The 17,349-nt window shown below is 68.7% G+C and carries 13 protein-coding genes; 6 read left to right on the forward strand and 7 right to left on the reverse strand.

All coding sequences use genetic code 11. The annotated features are described in order from the left end of the window. Positions 1–68 precede the first annotated feature (68 nt). From DIE22_RS05905 to DIE22_RS05920, 4 genes are all read left to right on the forward strand, one after another. Complete coding sequence (locus DIE22_RS05905; protein ID WP_124501382.1) at positions 69–1,163, forward strand: polyamine ABC transporter substrate-binding protein; 1,095 nt, start codon at positions 69–71, stop codon at positions 1,161–1,163. An 86-nt stretch (positions 1,164–1,249) separates the two neighbouring features. Next, positions 1,250–2,410, forward strand: coding sequence for an ABC transporter ATP-binding protein (locus DIE22_RS05910; RefSeq protein ID WP_124501383.1), 1,161 nt, complete (start codon positions 1,250–1,252; stop codon positions 2,408–2,410). Next, on the forward strand, positions 2,407–3,336 hold the full coding sequence (locus DIE22_RS05915) for an ABC transporter permease subunit (RefSeq protein ID WP_124501384.1): 930 nt from the start codon (positions 2,407–2,409) through the stop codon (positions 3,334–3,336). Before DIE22_RS05910 ends, DIE22_RS05915 begins: the two co-directional genes overlap by 4 nt. Beyond that, a complete protein-coding gene (locus tag DIE22_RS05920) occupies positions 3,333–4,154 on the forward strand; it encodes an ABC transporter permease subunit (RefSeq protein ID WP_124501385.1) in 822 nt (273 codons plus the stop codon). Before DIE22_RS05915 ends, DIE22_RS05920 begins: the two co-directional genes overlap by 4 nt. A 97-nt stretch (positions 4,155–4,251) precedes the next feature. Here DIE22_RS05920 and DIE22_RS05925 read toward each other — a convergent pair whose 3' ends face one another. The 3 genes from DIE22_RS05925 to DIE22_RS05935 are packed head-to-tail and all read right to left on the reverse strand — an operon-like array spanning position 4,252 to position 7,703. After that, positions 4,252–5,058 carry a sulfite exporter TauE/SafE family protein gene (locus tag DIE22_RS05925; protein WP_124501386.1) on the reverse strand — a complete coding sequence of 269 codons (807 nt, stop codon included), beginning with the start codon at positions 5,056–5,058 and terminating at the stop codon, positions 4,252–4,254. A gap of 18 nt (positions 5,059–5,076) precedes the next feature. Then, a complete protein-coding gene (locus tag DIE22_RS05930; RefSeq protein WP_124501387.1) occupies positions 5,077–6,744 on the reverse strand; it encodes a bifunctional protein tyrosine phosphatase family protein/NAD(P)/FAD-dependent oxidoreductase in 1,668 nt (555 codons plus the stop codon). Positions 6,745–6,773: 29 nt separating this feature from the next. Further along, positions 6,774–7,703, reverse strand: a complete 930-nt coding sequence (locus tag DIE22_RS05935) for an MBL fold metallo-hydrolase (RefSeq protein WP_409410183.1) — start codon at positions 7,701–7,703, stop codon at positions 6,774–6,776. Positions 7,704–7,905: 202 nt separating this feature from the next. Here DIE22_RS05935 and DIE22_RS05940 point away from each other — a divergent pair, with 202 nt between their 5' ends. Further along, a complete protein-coding gene (locus DIE22_RS05940) occupies positions 7,906–9,288 on the forward strand; it encodes a sigma-54 interaction domain-containing protein (RefSeq protein WP_124604705.1) in 1,383 nt (460 codons plus the stop codon). 187 nt (positions 9,289–9,475) lie between these two features. Here DIE22_RS05940 and DIE22_RS05945 read toward each other — a convergent pair whose 3' ends face one another. The 4 genes from DIE22_RS05945 to DIE22_RS05960 form a co-directional block, all read right to left on the reverse strand. Further along, the gene (locus DIE22_RS05945) at positions 9,476–10,504 is read right to left on the reverse strand and encodes a MerR family transcriptional regulator (protein WP_124604706.1); all 1,029 of its coding nucleotides are present in this window, start codon (positions 10,502–10,504) and stop codon (positions 9,476–9,478) included. 124 nt (positions 10,505–10,628) lie between these two features. Next, a complete protein-coding gene (locus DIE22_RS05950) occupies positions 10,629–12,218 on the reverse strand; it encodes an efflux transporter outer membrane subunit (RefSeq protein WP_124604707.1) in 1,590 nt (529 codons plus the stop codon). A 2-nt stretch (positions 12,219–12,220) separates the two neighbouring features. Then, entirely contained in the window at positions 12,221–15,370 is a 3,150-nt protein-coding gene (locus tag DIE22_RS05955) for an efflux RND transporter permease subunit (RefSeq protein WP_124604708.1), read from the reverse strand. Then, on the reverse strand, positions 15,367–16,476 hold the full coding sequence (locus DIE22_RS05960) for an efflux RND transporter periplasmic adaptor subunit (RefSeq protein WP_124604709.1): 1,110 nt from the start codon (positions 16,474–16,476) through the stop codon (positions 15,367–15,369). The genes DIE22_RS05955 and DIE22_RS05960 overlap by 4 nt, the downstream gene beginning before the upstream one ends. Positions 16,477–16,667: 191 nt before the next feature. Between DIE22_RS05960 and DIE22_RS05965 the strand changes: the two genes are divergently transcribed. Further along, the gene (locus DIE22_RS05965) at positions 16,668–17,288 is read left to right on the forward strand and encodes a TetR/AcrR family transcriptional regulator (RefSeq protein WP_124501394.1); all 621 of its coding nucleotides are present in this window, start codon (positions 16,668–16,670) and stop codon (positions 17,286–17,288) included. Positions 17,289–17,349: the final 61 nt, after the last annotated feature.

Here is a 17,349-nt window from a genome sequence, read left to right on the forward strand (position 1 = left end):
GCCAGAATGCGCCGCCATGACGAGGCAGACGGCAGCCGGACAAGCGGTCCGGCCGGAGGGAGAACGGGATGAAAGCAAAGGTAGCGGGCCGGTTCGCAGCGCTTGCGCTGTGCGTGGGTGCATCGGCGGCGGCGGCGAAGGATACGCAGCTCAATGTCTATAACTGGTCGGACTACATTGCGAAGGACACGATCCCGAACTTCGAGAAGCAGGCGGGCGTCAAGGTCCGCTACGACAACTACGACAGCGACGACACGCTGCAGGCGAAGCTGCTGACGGGCAGCTCGGGCTACGACATCGTCGTGCCGACCAGCAACTACGCGGGCAAGCAGATCGCGGCCGGCATCTTCACGCCGCTCGACAAGTCGAAGCTGCCGAACCTCAAGCACCTCGATCCGCAGCTGATGGCGCTCGTCGCAGGCGCCGACCCGGGCAACAAGTACACGGTGCCCTGGGCATACGGCACGACCGGTCTCGCATACAACCTGACGAAGGCGCAGCAGGCGCTCGGCAAGGTCCCGCTTGACAACTGGGACATCCTGTTCAAGCCGGAAAACCTCGCGAAGCTGAAGACCTGCGGCGTGTCGGTGCTCGACGCGCCGGACCAGATGTTCGCGGCGGCGCTGCACTATATCGGCAAGGATCCGATGAGCACGAACCCGGCCGACTACAAGGCCGCGATGGACGTGCTGAAGAAGATCCGCCCGTACATCACGCAGTTCAACTCGTCGGGCTACATCAACGACCTGGTCGGCGGCGACATCTGCTTCGCGTTCGGCTGGTCGGGCGACGTCGTGATCGCGAAGCATCGCGCGATCGAGGCGAAGAAGCCGTACAAGGTCGAGTACTACATTCCGAAGGGCGGCGCGCCGGTCTGGTTCGACGTGATGGCGATCCCGAAGGACGCGAAGAACAAGGACGCCGCGCTGCAGTGGATCAACTACATCGAGGATCCGAAGGTGCACGCGGCGATCACGAACGCCGTGTACTACCCGAGCGCGAACGCCGAGGCCCGCAAGTACGTGCGGCCGGACGTGGCGAACGACCCGGCCGTCTACCCGCCGGCCGACGTCGTGAAGACGCTGTTCCTGCTCAAGCCGCTGCCGCCTGAAATCCAGCGTCTGCAGACGCGTCTGTGGACCGAGCTGAAATCGGGCCGCTGACGCGAGCCGGAGTAAGCCAGCAGTCATGAAGCCCCTGGTGTCCCCGGGGGCTTTGTTCGTCAAACGCAGGAGAGAAGCAGCACATCATGAATAGCCAGTCGGGCGCGCCGGTCGCGGGCGCGCCGTCCTTCGTTCCTTCGTCCGGTGCCGATTCGCGTGCCGAGAATTTTGTCCAGATCGTCGACGCCGTCAAGAAATTCGGCGAGACCGAAGTGGTGCGCAACGTGAACCTGACGGTGCGCCAGGGCGAGCTGTTCGCGCTGCTCGGCAGCTCGGGTTCCGGCAAGTCGACGCTCTTGCGGATGCTCGCGGGCCTCGAGACGGTCACGTCGGGCAAGATCCTGATCGACGGCGAGGACCTCGCGCAGATGCCGCCGTACAAGCGGCCCGTGAACATGATGTTCCAGTCGTATGCGCTGTTCCCGCACATGTCGGTCGAATCCAACGTCGCATACGGCCTGAAGCAGGAAGGCACGCCGAAGGCCGAGCTGAAGGAGCGGGTCGCCGCGGCACTCGAGCTCGTGCAGATGAGCAAGTATGCGAAGCGCAAGCCGCACCAGCTGTCGGGCGGCCAGCAGCAGCGCGTCGCGCTCGCGCGTTCGCTCGTCAAGCGCCCGAAGGTGCTGCTGCTCGACGAGCCGATGTCGGCGCTCGACAAGCAGATCCGCCAGCGCACGCAGATCGAGCTCGTCAACATCCTGAAGAAGGTCGGCGTCACCTGCATCATGGTCACGCACGACCAGGAAGAGGCGATGACGATGGCGAACCGGCTCGCCGTGATGAGCGAAGGGCAGATCGTGCAGATCGGCTCGCCGAACGAAGTCTACGAATATCCGAACAGCCGCTTCTCGGCGGAGTTCATCGGCTCGACGAACCTGTTCGACGGCGTCACGATCGAGGACGAACCCGACCACGTGTACATCGAATCGCCGGAGCTGCCGAGCCGGCTGTACGTGAGCCACGGGATCACGGGCCCGCTCGGGATGCCGGTCACGGTGTCGGTGCGCCCCGAGCGGATCGCGCTCACGCGCAAGCCGCCCGAAGGCGCGTTCAACTGGGCGCGCGGCAGGATCACCAACATCGCGTACATGGGCGGCTATTCGCTGTATCACGTGAAGCTCGACGCGGGCAAGACGGTGATCGCGAACGTGTCGAGCCTCGCGATCACCGAGCTCGACACGCCGGCGCTGGGCGACGAGATCTACGTGCGCTGGAGCGCGACCGCAGGCGTGGTGCTGACGTCATGAACGCGCTCAAGTCCCTGCTCGCCTGGCCGGTGCGGCGCTTCAACCTGACCGGCGGCGCGGCGGTCGTCGCGGGGCCGTACACGTGGCTCGTGCTGTTCTTCCTCGTGCCGTTCGTGCTGGTCGTGAAGATCAGCTTCGCGGAGCTGCAGCTCGGCATCCCGCCGTACACGGAGCTCGCGTCGTACACGGACGGCGTGGTGCACATCGCGCTGAACCTGTCGCACTACGCGTTCCTGCTCACCGACAGCCTGTATTTCGCGACCTACGTGAATTCGGTGGTGGTCGCCGCGATCACGACGCTGCTGTGTTTGCTGATCGGCTATCCGATGGCGTACTACATCGCGCGTTCGAACCCGGCGACCCGCAACCTGCTGATGATGGGCGTGATGCTGCCGTTCTGGACGTCGTTCCTGATCCGCGTGTACGCCTGGATCGGGATCCTGAAGAACAACGGGCTCCTGAACAACTTCCTGATGTGGATCGGCCTGACCCACACGCCGATCGAGCTGTACCGCACGAACTACGCGGTGTACATCGGGATGGTGTATTCGTACCTGCCGTTCCTCGTGATGCCGCTGTACGCGCACCTCGTGAAGATGGACCTGCGCCTGCTCGAAGCCGCGTACGACCTCGGCGCGAAGCCGTGGCGGGCGTTCGTGCAGATCACGCTGCCGCTGTCGAGGAACGGCATCATCGCGGGCTGCCTGCTCGTGTTCATTCCGGCGGTCGGCGAGTACGTGATTCCGGAACTGCTCGGCGGCGCGAACACGCTGATGATCGGTCGCGTGATGTGGAATGAGTTCTTCAACAACGCAGACTGGCCGATGGCGTCGGCCGTGACCTGCGCGATGGTGCTGCTGCTGCTCGTGCCGATGGCGATGTTCCAGCACTTCCAGGCGAAGGACCAGGAGGGCCGCCGCCGATGAAGCCGAATCGTTACCTGCAGTTCGCGGCGCTGTTTGCCGGCTTCGCGTTCCTGTACATCCCGATCATCAGCCTGATCGTCTATTCGTTCAACGAGTCGAAGCTCGTCACCGTATGGTCGGGCTTTTCGTTCCGCTGGTACTCGGCGCTCGTGGAGGACGACGAGCTGCTGACGGCCGCGTGGCTGTCGCTGAAGATCGGCTTGCTGACCGCGTTCGCGTCGGTGTTCATCGGCACGTGGGCCGGCTTCGTGCTCGCGCGGATGGGCCGCTTTCGCGGCTTTGCGCTGTTCAGCGGGATGATCAACGCGCCGCTCGTGATTCCCGAGGTGATCCAGGGGATCTCGCTGCTGCTGCTGTTCATCGAACTCGCGAAGTGGATCGGCTGGCCGGCCGAGCGGGGCATCTTCACGATCTGGCTCGGCCACGTGATGCTGTGCATCTCGTACGTCGCGATCATCGTGCAGTCGCGCGTGCGCGAGCTGAACCCGTCGCTCGAGGAAGCCGCGCTCGATCTGGGTGCGACGCCGCTGAAGGTGTTCTTCACGATCACGCTGCCGCTGATCTCGCAGGCGCTGATCGCGGGCTGGCTGCTGTCGTTCACGCTGTCGATCGACGACCTCGTGCTGTCGGCGTTCCTGTCGGGTCCCGGCTCGACGACGCTGCCGCTCGTCGTGTTCTCGCGCGTGCGCCTCGGCCTGAATCCGGAGATGAATGCGCTCGCGACGCTGTTCATCGTCGCGGTGACGGCCGGCGTCGTGATCGCGAACTTCGTGATGCTGCGCCAGGAGCGCAAGCGGATGGCCGCGTTCGCCGCCTGAGGTCCTCACGCACAGGTTGCCGACGCAACGAAAAACGCCCGGTACCGACGACGAGTCGGACCGGGCGTTTCGTTTGGCGGATTGCGCCGCGTGCGGCTCATGCGCCGAACGCCGTCTTCGCCAGCAGCCCGAACGCCACGCAGACGAGCACGGCCGCGAAGCCGGCCTGCACGTGCCGCGCGGACAGGTGCCGGGACGCGTGGCGGCCGGCGGCCATCCCGATCGCGGTCGCGACCGTGAACCACAGCATCATGTCGAGCGGGGCGTGCGTGCCCGACACGAGCGTCGCGAACACGCCGCCGGTGCCGACCAGCGCGATCACCATCAGCGAGGTCGCGACCACGCCGTGCATCGACACGTTCGTGAACTTGCGCAGCATCGGCACGATCACGAAGCCGCCGCCGACACCGAGCAAGCCGGTCATCAGCCCCGTCACCGCGCCGGTCGACGCGAGCGCGAGCCCGACCGGCCAGGACCACACGAGCCGGCCCGTATCGGGATTCACGCGGCCGACGCACAGCGGCGACTCGTCCGTGTCGCCGGGCGCGTGGCGCAGCGCCTGCCGCAGCAGGCGCGCCGCGACGACCAGCATCGTCAGCGCGAACAGCGCCAGCAGCACGCGTTGCGGCAGCACGTGCGCGAGCCGCACGCCGAGCGTCGTGAGCGGCACGCCGGCCACGGCCATCAGCAGCGCCGCGCGATAGCGCACCAGCCCGCGGCGAAACCCTTCGAGCGCGCCGAGCGCGGCGCTGCCCGCGACCGCGACGAGTGCGACGGGCGTGGCCTGCGGCATCGGCCAGCCCATCCCGACGACGAGCGCCGGCACCGCGAGAATGCCGCCGCCCGCGCCGGTGAGGCCGAGCACCGCGCCGACGAAGCCGCCGAGTACGAGGGAAATCAGCATGGTGTCATCGGGTTCCGGTCAACGTGCGATCGCGGGCTTCGCGAGCCATTCGCGGCCCTTGAGCATCGCCTTCCAGTAGAGCGGCGGCAGCACGCGCTCCTTGAGCAGCCACGCGAGCCGCGACGGACGCTTGCCGTCGATCAGCCACGCGGGGAAGGTCGGCGCGACCTTGCCGCCGTACAGGAATTCGGCGAGCACGATCTTGCCGCGCTCGACGGTGAGCGGGCACGATCCGTAGCCGTCGTACGCGGCACCGCCACGCGCGCGACCCAGCGACGCGAGCAGGTTGTGCGCGACCACGGGTGCCTGCTTGCGCGCGGCCGCGGCGGTTTTCGCGTTGGTCGTGTTGGTGACGTCGCCGAGCGCGAAGATATCCGCGAACTGCTTGTGGCGCAGCGTCGCCGGATCGACGTCGATCCAGCCGGCCGCGTCGGCGAGCGCGCTCGCGCGCACGAAATCGGGCGCCTGCTGCGGCGGCACGACGTGGATCATGTCGAACGCGCGCTCGACGGTTTGCGTGCCGCCGTCGGGCAGCGTGCGCCGGAACGTCGCGCGCCGTGCCGGTCCGTCGATCGCGATGAGGTTGTGGCCGAACGACAGCGCGATGTCGTAGCGTTTCACGTACTCCATCAGCGCGGGCACGTAGTCGGCGACACCGAACAGCGCGCCGCCCGCATTCAGGAACTCGACGTTCGCGGCGCCCAGGCGGCCCGTGCGCCGCCAGTGATCGCACGACAGGTACATCGCCTTTTGCGGCGCGCCCGCGCACTTGATCGGCATCGGCGGCTGCGTGAACAGCGCATGGCCGCCGCGCAACGCCTGCACCAGCTCCCACGTGTACGGCGCGAGATCGTAGCGATAGTTCGACGTGACGCCGTTGCGGCCGAGCGTTTCCGCGAGGCCGTCGATCGCGTGCCAGTCGAGCTTGAGCCCCGGGCACACGACCAGCCTGCGGTAGCCGATGCGCCGGCAGCCGTCGAGCACGACCGCGTGCGCGTCGGGCTCGAAGCCGGCGACGGCTGCCTGGATCCATTTCACGCCGCGCGGCAGCAGGTCGGCCATCCGGCGCGCGGTCGTGTCGGGCCGGAACACGCCCGCGCCGACCATCGTCCAGCCCGGCTGGTAGTAGTGCGTATCGGCCGGGTCGATCACCGCGATATCGAGCGATGCGTCGCGTGCAAGCAGGCTCGACGCGACCGCGACGCCGGCTGCGCCCGCGCCGACGATCACGATGTCGTGCTGCGCGTCGACGCCCGGCGCGGCTTGATGACCGCCCTGCGCAAGACGTGGCGCGAGCGCGCCGAGGTCGTAGCCGGCCGTGGCGGCGATCGCGACGATGTCGCCGGCCGGGCGCCTGCCTGCCTGCGACAGCGCCCACAGCGTCGCCGAACGCGTGCCGCTGCGGCAGTACGCGAGTGCCGGGCCGGCCAGCGTCGTGACGAGCGCGCCGAACTGCGCGGCCTGGTCGTCAGTGACCTTGCCGGTATCGACGGGCAGGTAGTGGACGGCGATACCGAGCGGTGCGGCCGCCGCGCGGATCTCGGCGACGGTCGGCTGGTCGGCGCCTTCGCCGTCCGGGCGGTTGCAGATGATCGAGCGGATGCCCGCCGCGTGCAGCGCGGGCAGGTCGGTCGCGGCGATCTGGGGCGAGACCGACAGCAGGTCGGTCAGCGTGCGGATGGTCATGTCGGGGGTTCTCCGGTCGGGGCGGCGGCTCAGATCGCGTCGAGCGGGATCTTCAGGTAGCGCACGCCATTGTTTTCGGGCTCGGGCAGGTGGCCGGCGCGCATGTTCACCTGCACGGACGGCAGCATCAGCACGGGCATGTCGAGCGTCGCGTCGCGTGCGGTGCGCATCGCGACGAAATCGTCCTCGGTCACGCCGTCCTTCACGTGCAGGTTCGCGCGGCGCTGCTCGGCGACGGTCGTCACGAACTGCACGTCGCGGCCGCCCGGCTGGTAGTCGTGGCACAGGTACAGGCGCGTGTCGGGCGGCAGCGCCAGCACGCGCGCGATCGAGCGGTACAGCGTGCGTGCGTCGCCGCCGGGGAAGTCGCAGCGGGCGGTGCCGTAGTCGGGCATGAACAGCGTGTCGCCGACGAACGCCGCGCGCTGCGCCGCGTCGTCGACGCAGTAGGTCAGGCACGCGGGCGTATGGCCCGGCGTGTGCAGCGCGCGGATCGTCAGCCCGCCGAGCGCGAGCGTGTCGCCGTCGTCGAGCAGGCGGTCGAACTGGCTGCCGTCCTGCGCGAAGCCGGGGCCGGCGTTGAACAGCGTGCCGAACACGTGCTGCACGCGGCGCACGTGCGAGCCGATCGCGATCCGGCCGCCGACGTGCGCCTTCAGGTACGGCGCGGCCGACAGGTGGTCGGCGTGCACGTGCGTTTCCAGCAGCCAGTGCACGGTCGCGCCGAGTTCGGCGACGCGCGCGATCAGCCGGTCGGCGCTGGCGGTGTGCGTGCGGCCGGATTTCGGGTCGTAGTCGAGCACGCTGTCGATCAGCGCGCACGCGCGGCTCGCGGTGTCGAGCAGCAGATAGCTGACGGTGTGGGTCGCCGGGTCGAACAAGCCTTCGACCGACAGCAGGGGGGCATGGCTCACGGGATGTCCTCGATCGGGTTCTGCATCTGCAATCGGGCGTTCCATCTTCAAGAAGCGTGCCAGTCCTTGCCGCGCGGTCGGCCGATGGGGCAGGTACTTGATTCGGTTCGGATTTTCGGCAGGCTCGCGGTGCGTCGCGGGGATGGCCGGCGAATGGCTGCCGGCAGGGGCTGCCAGATCTGGCAGTGTCGTGGCAGAATTGGCAGTCGGCCTGGCAGTTCGTCCGGCCATCCGTTCTCGAGCCTCCATGAATTCGCACGACACCATTCCGATCGTTCGGGCGCCGTCGCCCGACGTGATGCCCGATGTGCGCGCGCTCGTCGCCTATCTGGAACAGGATCCGCAGCCGATGATCGTCCTCGATCCCGCGTACCGCATCCTCGCGGCGAACGATGCGTACCGGCGCCAGTTCGGCGTGGCGGGCGTCGAGCATGTCGGCCGGCACTGCTTTCAGGTCTCGCATCACTACGACGTGCCGTGCGACCAGGCGGGCGAGCATTGCCCGATGAAGCAGGCGCTCGAGTCGCGCAGCCTGAACCGCGTGCTGCACATTCACCATACGCCGCGCGGTCCCGAGCACGTCGATGTGGAGTTGCGGCCGATCTTCGATGCGCGTGGCGACGTGATCGCGTACGTCGAACGGCTGACGACGGTGCGCAGCGCGTCCGCGCAGCCGAGCGCGGAAGGGCTCGTCGGCGGCGCCGACGCGTTCAATGCGGCACTCGGCGCGCTGCAGCGCGTCGCGCCGTCGATGCTGCCCGTGCTGCTGCTCGGCGAATCGGGTACCGGCAAGGAGCTGTTCGCGCGGGCGCTGCACGAGGCGAGCGAGCGTGCGATGGGGCCGTTCGTGGTCGTCGACTGTTCAGGCATCGCCGAAACGCTGTTCGAGAGCGAGCTGTTCGGCTATGAGAAGGGCGCGTTCACCGGCGCGAGCCAGCGCAAGCCGGGGCTCGTCGAGACCGCACAGGGCGGCACGCTGTTTCTCGACGAGATCGGCGACGTGCCGCTGCCGATGCAGGTGAAGCTGCTGCGGCTGATCGAGTCGGGGACGTTCCGGCGCGTTGGCGGCGTCGAGCTGCTGCGCGCGGATTTCCGGCTCGTCGCGGCGACCCACAAGCCGCTGCGGGAGATGATCGACGACGGCCGCTTTCGCCAGGATCTGTACTACCGGATCAACGCGTTCCCGATTCCGCTGCCCGCGCTGCGCGAACGGCGCGGCGACGTCGCGCTGCTGGCCGAATCGATCCTGCGGCGGATCGCGAATGTCCGGGCCGGCGCGGGAGAGACGGGGGCGCGGCCGTTCGTGCTGACCGAGCGGGCGCGTGCGTGTCTCGATGCGTATGCATGGCCGGGCAACATCCGCGAGCTGCGCAACGTGCTCGAACGCGCGTGCCTGTTCGCGGACGACGGGACGATTCGCGTCGAGCATCTGCCGGCCGAACTGGTCGCGGCATCGGCCGCGCCGCAGGCGCGCGTGGTGGACGCGCGCGGCGTGTCGGACGCGCAGCTCGTACGGATTGCCGGCACGTTCGACGGCACGCGCAAGGCGCTGGCCGAGCACGTCGGGATGAGCGAGCGCACGCTGTACCGGCGGATGAAGGCGCTCGGGCTCGGGGTGCGCGACCGGTGAGCGGGCGCGTCATGGCTGGCTGGCATCGACACGGCTGCAGCCTGGCGACCTGCTCGCGTTCAGCGATGACGGTGTCGGCGAGCCGGACTGACACATCGCAACCGCGCGGTGCCGAGGCGGCGGGGCCGCAAATGGCGAAGCGGGCGGCACGCGGGAAACCCGGCCTGCCGCCCGCACGGTCACGCGCTCAGCGCGTCGGCGCAAGCTGCGCCATCGCCTCCCGCACGAAGCCGATCAGCGTGTCGTCGACCCACGAATCCTTCGTCAGCACCGGCTCGGTCATCATCGCCTCGCGGAATTTCGCATGCGTGGCCGGGTCGTGGCCCGCATAGCTGCAGAACAGCTCGAGCCAGCGCTGCGCGAGCGCGCGGCCTTGCGGCGAATCGGGCTTCGCGCCCGCCTCGATCGCGTCGCGCACGTCGCCCATCAGTTGCGGCCATTCCATCGCGCGTTCGCCGTAGTGCGCCCGCAAGAAGCGGATCTCGTCCGGCGTGAGGTACTTTTCGAAGATCCGCATCTTCGTTTCCGACGACGCGCGCAGCACATAGTCGCGCAGTGCGGTCGAAATGCCGATCTTCGACTGCATCGCCGGCTCGTGTTCGTGCATCAGGTTGAGCTTCGCCAGCAGTCGCGGATCGTTGTTCGTGTCGCGCACGAGCAGCGCCATCCAGCGAGCGGCGAGCATACGGGCGCGCTCGTCCTCGGCGGGCACGCCCGCATCGCGCAGCGCACGGACCTCGCCGACGAGCGCGATCCATTCCGCGTCGCCCGTCTGGCTCTTGCGGTACATCGGCATGCGCGCGAGTTCTTCCTCGGAGAAATATTTGTCGTACACGGTCATCAACTCCAGTGTGGTGAGCCAATCGGCCAGTTCCGGCTCGGCGCCCGCGGCGAGTTGCGCGTGCAGGTGCACGAGCCGCTCGCGCAGCTGCGCGGTCTGCGCGAGCTGGCGGTCGAGCGACGCGATCTGTTGCGCGACGAGCGCGACGAGCGGAGTGCCGGGCTGGTGCAGGTAGTCGCCAATTTCGGCGAGCGACAGTCCGAAGCGACGCAGCGCCCGGATCTGATGGAGCCGGGCGACGTCGTCGCGGTCGTACAGCTGGTAGCCGTTGTCGGCACGCGCCGAAGGCGTCAAGAGGCCGATCGCGTGATAGTGATGAAGCGTGCGGACGGTCAGCCCGCTGCGTTTCGCCAGTTCTCCCACTTTCAGCCGCATGGTGTCCTCCGTTCGGTGCGCACACTGGAGTCTCGAACGTTACGCTACGTGAGGGTCAAGCGGAAGATCGCGAAGCGGCGCGCGGAACGGTCCCGCGCGCCGTGCGCCGGCAGGAAGGAACGCGTTATTGCGGTGGCGGCGACGCGTCGGGCGTGGCCGTGCGCGCCTGGGTGCCGGGAGCGTTTTGCGCCGCATTGCGGGTGTCGCCGGCCGTGTCGGCGTTCCCCGCCTTCCCGGCCTTCCCGGTCGGGTCGGCCTGCGGCGTGCCCATCGCCTGGTAGAGCCGCGCCGTATCCGCGAAGCGCGCGCCGGTCGCGCGGATCTCGTCGAGCCGCGCGTTGCGGTACTGCAGCTCGCTGGCGCGCGCGGTCGACGGCGGCAACGCGCCGAGCCGCACGCGGGCGGCCGCGTCGTTGTATGCGCCGCGTGCGGACAGCGCGGCGCGGGACGACGCATCGAGCGCCTCTGCGTCGTGCTCGAGCGCGGCCAGCGAATCGGCGACGTTCTGGAACGCGGCGAGCACGGCCTGCTTGTACTGGTCGACCGCGGCTTCGTAGGTCGCCTTCGCCGCGCGGCGCTGCGCGAGCAGCGCGCCGCCATGGAACAGCGGCTGGCTCAGCGATGCGCCGACGCTCCAGATCGCGCCGGCCCCCGACAGCATCGTCGGCCAGCTGAAGCCGCCTTTGCCCATCGCCGCCGACAGCGACAGCTGCGGGAACATCTGCGCGGTCGCGACGCCGACTTCGGCCGCGGCCGCCTTCAACCCCGCGTCGGCCGCCTGGATGTCGGGGCGGCTTTGCAGCAGGTCCGACGGCACGACCACGGGCACCTGCTCGGGCAGGTGCAGGTCGGCGAGCGTGAGATCGGCCGGCGGCCGGTCGGGCGTGCGGCCGACCAGCACCGCGAGCGCGTGGCGTGCCGAGTCGCGTTGCTGGCGCAGCGCGGGCAGGCTGGCCGCGAACGTGTCGGCGCTTTGTCGTGCGTTCAGCGCATCGCTGCGCGACGCCGAGCCGAGCGCGTAACGGCGCTTGGCGTCGTGCGCCTGGTCGTTCGCGAGCGCGACGAGCCGCTCGGTGGTTTCGATCTGCGCGTTGAGTACCGACACGGTGATCGACGCGGTGACGATGTTCGCGGCGAGCGCGCGTCGCGCCGATTCGAGCTGGAACGCGCTGACGTCGACGCGTTTCGCGAGCGCGCGGTTCGCGAAACGCGCCGCGCCGAACAGGTCGATCGTGTAGCTCGCCTGCAGTTGCCCGACGAACGTGTCGTACAGCAGCGTCGGCGCGCCGAGCGCGGGGATCGGCACGCCGAGCGCACGCTGGCGCGTGGCCTGGCCGCCCGCGTCGATCGACGGCAGCATCGAGCTGCCGATCTGCCCGCGCAGCTGTTCGCGCGCGGCATCCAGCGAATGCGACGCCGCACCGAGCGTCGGGCTGTTGCGCAGCCCTTCGTCGACGAGCGCGTTCAGCGCATCGGAGCGGTACTGCGTCCACCAGTCGGGCACGGGCTGCGCGCCGACTTCGAACTGCTGCGCGACGCCTTGCGCGGCGACGGTCTGCTGCACCTGCGGCGCGGCGCCGTAATGCGCGGGCGACGGCATCGCGGGCGGCTCGCCGCTCGGCGCGAACCACGCGCAGCCGGCGAGCGGGCCGGCGAGGCTCGCGACCGCGAGCGCGCGCACGGCTTGGGTTTTCAGGTTCATCGACAAGTCCATGGTCAGGCTCCCGACGGCGCGGCAGGCGTGCCGCCATCGTGCGGCGGGCCGTCGAGCGGGTCGCGTTCGTCGCGCTTCACGCGGAACCACGCGGCGTACAGCGCGGGCAGGTAGAACAGCGTCAGCACGGTCGCGCTCGTGATCCCGCCCATCAGCGCGGTCGCCATCGGCCCGAAGAAGTTCGAGCGCAACAACGGGATCAGCGCGAGCACGGCGGCCGCGGCCGTCAGCGTGATCGGGCGGAAGCGCCGCACGGTCGCGCCGACGATCGCGTCGAAGCGTCCATGGCCGGCCGCGATGTCCTGCTCGATCTGGTCGACGAGAATCACCGAGTTGCGCATGATGATCCCGAACATCGCGATCACGCCGAGCATCGCGACGAAGCCGAACGGCTGGCCGAACAGCAGCAGCGTGCCGACCACGCCGATCAGCCCGAGCGGGGCCGTGAGCACGACCATCAGCACGCGCGAGAAGCTCTGCAGCTGGATCATCAGCAGCGTGAACACGGCGATCGCCATCAGCGGCATCTGCGCGTTGATCGACGTCTGCGCCTTCGCGCTTTCCTCGACCGACCCGCCGATGTTGATCTGGTAGCCGACCGGCAGTTGCGCGCGCAACGCATTCAGCTTGCCGTCGATCGCATGCGTGACGTCGATGCCCTGCGTGCCGGCGCGTACGTCGGACTGCACGGTGATGGTCGGCTGGCGATCGCGTTCCCACACCACGCCGTATTCGAGCGTCGGCGTGAAGCGGCCGAGCGAACCGAGCGGCACGGGGCCGTTCGAGGTCGGCATCGCGAGGCCGGCGAGCTTCGCGGGATCGACGCGATCGGGACGCGGCGCACGCAGGTCGACCGCGATCAGCTTGTCGCGTTCGCGGTATTGCGTGACGGTCGTGCCGGACAGCGTCATCGCGAGGAAGCTCGACACGTCCTGCGACGTGACGTTCAGTTCGCGCGCCTTCTTCTGGTCGAGCTCGAAGCGCACCGAGCGCTCGGCAGGCTCGTCCCAGTCGAACTGCACGTTGACCGTGCGCGCGTCGCCGCGCATCGTTGCCGCGACCTTCTCGGCGATCGAGCGCACCGTCGCGATGTCGTCGCCGCTCACGCGGAACTGCACGGGGTAGCCGACGGGCGGCCCGTTCTCGAGCCGCGACAGGCGCCAGCGCACGGCCGGGAACTGGTCGCGCAGCGTGGTTTCGAGCCAGGTCGCGAGCTTCTCGCGATCCTCGACCGATTTCGCGGTGACGACGAACTGCGCGAAGTTCGGCAACTGCAGCTGCTGGTCGAGCGGCAGGTAGAAGCGCGGCGCGCCGCTGCCGACGAAGTTCACCGAATGATCGATCTCGGGCCGCTTGTCGAGCACCTTCTCGAGGCGTTCGGTCTCGCGCAGCGTCGCCGCGAACGACGCGCCTTCGGGCAGCCGCAGGTCGACCAGCAGCTCGGGGCGGTCGGAACTGGGGAAGAACTGCTGCGGCACGAGCGAGAAGCCTGCCAGCGCGACGACGAACAGCACCCCGGTAATCAGCAGCACGACGAAGCGCCGCTCGATGCACCAGTCGATCCAGCCGCGCAGCCGCGTGTAGAAGCGCGTGTCGTAGATGTCGTGCTCGTGATCGTCCGGCAGATGGGCTTCGTGCGCGTGCTTCTTGCGTTCGGGCAGCAGGTGATAGCCGAGCAGCGGAATCAGCACGACGGCCGCGAACCACGACGCGATCAGCGCGATGGCCGACACCTCGAAGATCGAGCGCGTGTACTCACCGGTGCTCGATTTCGCGAGCGCGATCGGCAGGAAGCCCGACACCGTGACGAGCGTGCCCGTCAGCATCGGGAACGCGGTGCTCGTGTACGCGAACGCGGCGGCGCGCGCGCGGCTGTAGCCCTGCTCGAGCTTCACGGCCATCATCTCGACCGCGATGATCGCGTCGTCGACGAGCAGCCCGAGCGCGAGCACCAGCGTGCCGAGCGACACCTTGTGCAGCCCGATGTCGAACAGGTACATGAAGAGGGCGGTGACCGCGAGCACGACCGGAATCGAGATCACGACGACCATCCCGGTGCGCAGGCCGAGCGACACGAGGCTCACGACCAGCACGATCGCAACCGCTTCGGCAACCGCTTCCAGGAAGTCGTCGACCGAATGCGACACCGCATGCGGCATGCTCGACACCAGCGTCAGCTTCAGGCCGGCCGGCAGCTGCGCCTGCAGGTTCTTCGATTCGGCGTCGAGCGCCTTGCCGAGCCGGATCACGTCGCCGCCCGGCTGCATCGTCACGCCGATGCCGAGCACCGCATGGCCGTTCGCGCTCATCTGGGTGACGGTCGGATCGTCGTAGCCGCGCCTCACGGTCGCGAGATCGCCGAGCCGGAACGTGCGGCCGTTGATGCGGATCAGCGTGTCGGCGATCGCGGCGACGTTGTCGAACTGGCCGCTCGGCCGCACGAACACGCGATCGTCGGCGCTCGTCAGCACGCCGGCCGACGAAATGTCGTTCTGCGCGTTGATCGCCTGCCCGAGCTGCTGCGGCGAGATGCCGAGGCGCGTGAGCTGCGCGTTGTTCACCTCGATGAAGATCCGCTGGTCGGGATCGCCGAAGTAGTCGACCTTGCCGACGCCCGGCACGCGCAGCAGCACGGTGCGCAGCTGGTCCGCATAGTCGTGGAGCTGCGCGGGCGTGAAGCCGTCGCCTTCGAGCGTCCAGATGTTCGTGTAGACGTCGCCGAATTCGTCATTGAAGAACGGGCCCTGCACGCCGGGCGGCAGCGTATGGCCGATGTCGCCGACCTTCTTGCGGATCTGGTACCAGGTCTCGGGCACGTCCTTCACCGGCGCCGAGTCCTTCATCGTGAAGAAGATCAGCGATTCGCCGGGCCGCGAATAGCTGCGCAGGAAGTCGATGGCCGGCGTTTCCTGCAGCTTGCGGCCGATCCGGTCGGTCACCTGTTCCTGGACCTGCCGCGCGCTCGCGCCGGGCCAGAACGTGCGGATCACCATCACGCGGAACGTGAACGGCGGGTCTTCGGATTGCGCGAGCCGCGTGTACGCGAGGATGCCCGCGAGCGTCGCGAGCACGATCAGGTAGACGACCAGTGCCTGGTGGCGCAGCGCCCACGCCGACAGGTTGAAGCGGCCTTCTTCGCGGGGGCCGCTCATGACGCGAAGTCCTCCGGATGCAGCGGCGCGATCGGCCGCACCTTCTCGCCCGCGCTGACCGTATGCACGCCCTGCAGCACGACGCGCTCGCCCGGCTGCAGCCCGTGCGACACGGTGACGGTGCGTTCGTTGAAGCGTGCGACGTCGACGCGGCGCAGTTCGAGCGTGTCGTCCTTCGTGCGCACGACCCATACGGCCGGATGCGGGCCTTCGTGGAACAGCGCGGTCGCGGGCAGCGTGATGCTCGGCGCGTTGCCGGCAACCGGCGCGCCGTCGAACGCGACGTTCGCGGTCATCCCGAGGCGCACGGCCGGATCGGGTTCGGCAAGCGTGAGCTTCACGCGATACGTGCGGCTTTGCGGATCAGCGGCCGGCGCGATTTCGCGGACTTTCGCGGCGAACTGGCGGCCCGGCAGCGACGGCAGCGTGACGCTCGCCGCGTGACCGGGCGTGAGCGACGCGAGCGTGGCTTCGGGCACGTCGCTGACGACGTCGACGTCGCCGGACCACGCGAGCTGGTAGACGGCCTGGCCGGCCGATACGTTCTGGCCCGTGTCGGCCTGTTCGGCGGTGATGGTGCCCGCGTGATCGGCGACGAGCGTCGCATAGCGGAGCTGGTTCTTCGCGAGCGCGAGCTGCTGCTGCGCCTGGTCGCGCTGCGCGAGCGCCGACGTGTAGCTGTTCTGGGTCTGCTCGAGTTGCGCGGCCGCGATCAGATTCTCGCGCGCCTGCGCGCGATCGCGGTCGAGCTGCTGCTTCGCGAACGCGAGGCTGTGCGACGCGGCATCGAGCTGCGCCTGCGCGCTTGCGGCGTTCTTCTCGACGTCGGACGGATCGAGCAGTGCGACGACCTGGCCGGCCTTGACGGTATCGCCGAGCCGCACCTTGCGCTCGACGATCTTGCCCGCGATGCGGAACGACAGCGGCGTCGCATAGCGCGGCTGGATCTCGCCGGGCAGCGTGGCCGCGGCCGCGGCACCGTCGGCGTGCGCGGGCAGCGCGACGACCGGGCGCGGCGCGGGCGGCGCGGTTTCCTTCGGATGACAGGCGGCGAGGACGAGCGCGGTGCCGATCAGCAGCACGGCGCGGGAACCGGAGCGATTCACGAAACCCCCAGATGAGGTGAGAGCGGAACGAAGCCGGCAAGCGCGGCGGGCGCTTGCCCCGAGTGGCGCCAGCACGGCGCGCACGGACAGAGACGAACGAGGTCGTTCGGAAACTGTGGCGGATTCTAATACACACCTGTATCTGAATGCAAAGATGAATCCGAAAGGGAGTTGATGCTAGACTGCGCGCCATGAAACCACAGCGCTTGACTCGCGAGCAGAGCAGGGACCAGACGCGTGAACGTCTGCTGAATGCCGCGCACCGGATTTTTCTGAAGAAAGGCTATGTCGCCGCGAGCGTCGAGGACGTCGCGGCGGCGGCGGGTTACACGCGCGGCGCGTTCTACTCGAATTTCCGCAGCAAGTCGGAACTGCTGCTCGAGCTGCTCGAGCGCGACCATGATTCGGTGCGGGCCGATTTCGAGGCGATCTTCGAGGAAGGCGGGCCGCGCGAGCAGATGGAGTCGACGGCGCTCGCGTACTACCGGACGCTCTTTCGCGACGACGAGTATTCGCTGCTGTGGGGCGAGGCGAAGCTGCAGGCGGCGCGCGACGCGAAGTTTCGCGTGCGCTTCAACCAGTTCCTGCACGGCAAGCGGCTGCAGATGGCCGAGTTCATCCAGCGCTTCGCCGAGCGCGCGGGCACGCCGCTGCTGCTGCCGGCCGAGACGCTCGCATTCGGGCTGATGTGCCTGTGCGACGGCGTGCAGTCGTACTACACGGCCGATCCGCAGCACGTGTCGGCCGACGCGGCCGAATCGGTGCTTGCGGGGTTCTTCGCACGGGTCGTGCTGGGGCGCGCGCCGGACTGAACGATCAGGCGGCAGGGAATGCAGTGCGGCAGTGCAAGCCGCACCGGGTGCCGCGCACCCT

The sequence above is a fragment of the Burkholderia sp. Bp9142 genome (assembly GCF_003853415.1).
Taxonomy (GTDB): domain Bacteria; phylum Pseudomonadota; class Gammaproteobacteria; order Burkholderiales; family Burkholderiaceae; genus Burkholderia.